Source organism: Shigella sp. SIG6, assembly GCF_053555815.1.
The window spans coordinates 1-957 of record NZ_JBQZXC010000275.1 but is presented as its reverse complement, the minus strand read 5'-3'; the positions used below and the strand labels follow the sequence as shown (position 1 = coordinate 957).

At 39.1% G+C, this 957-nt stretch carries 1 protein-coding gene and 1 pseudogene; both read right to left on the bottom strand.

All coding sequences use genetic code 11. The annotated features are described in order from the left end of the window. Window positions 1-203 (bottom strand): annotated as a pseudogene (locus ACUU1M_RS20320) (phosphoadenosine phosphosulfate reductase); the annotation flags it as partial. A gap of 146 nt (window positions 204-349) precedes the next feature. Beyond that, window positions 350-957, bottom strand: a 608-nt coding sequence (locus tag ACUU1M_RS20315) for a LysR substrate-binding domain-containing protein (protein WP_449144783.1), incomplete at its 5' end; no start/stop codon positions are given.

Below are 957 nucleotides of genomic sequence, written 5' to 3'. Positions count from 1 at the left end.
TGCGCCTCCCAGTCGATAAACAAAACGCAGATTTTTTTGCCCATTTGTCGGGCAAGTTCGGCTGTCAGATGCAGCATTAAACCAGAGTCTTTGCCGCCAGAAAATGAGACACAAACGCGGGGTAGGGTGTTGAGTGTCTAGGTAATACGCTCTCGTGCAGCTTCCAGAATATTGAGCGGAAGAGGAATTTTATAAATAGATATCTGAAGACGCTCTCTGAACGTTACAGGGTGAACAGTGAGATAAGACTGTTAATTATAAAGTAAACACTGTAAAGCAGAGTGTTTTATTTTTCATTCGCGCTGTGAATAAATAGATGAAAGTTATAGTAGCTGTCTGTAGTTATATATCAAAAACTCTCATTTAGACGGTCAATAAATCGGGAGAACACCAAATTATTTAAAGAAGATTTATTATAGGAAATGTAAAGCTTTATTGAAGGTAACGGATGTTCTAGTTTTATCTCTTTTAAATTAAGAAAGTCACGGTGGGAGTTATAAAGTTCATAGGGGACTATTCCCAGTAAATCTGTAACTGCAATGCTATTAATTATTGTCAGCAAAGAGGAACCACGAAATGAAATTTTGCGATTCATAAACTTCTCGTCTATTTCCATTTGAATATCATCAACTCCTGCTGATTTGGATATTAATTGGGTGAACTCTTCTGCCATAATTTGTTCATAAGTGCTATTGTCAGTAATTCGCGGATGCTTATTACTACAAATTAGAGTATTGCGAATTGTATGCAATGGCATGCAAATGACGGAACGGCTGATCACTGGCATTTGGGTGATCACCAGATCGGCTTTGCGGTGAACCAACAGTTCTTCAGCATTCTCTGCTGACATGAGGATATCATGGCACTCAATCTCGACAGAGGCATCTTGCCGTAGGCAGCGGATCAGCATACTATTATTAGAGCAAGAAATGAGCTGAGGGCCGTAGATAATAAAGT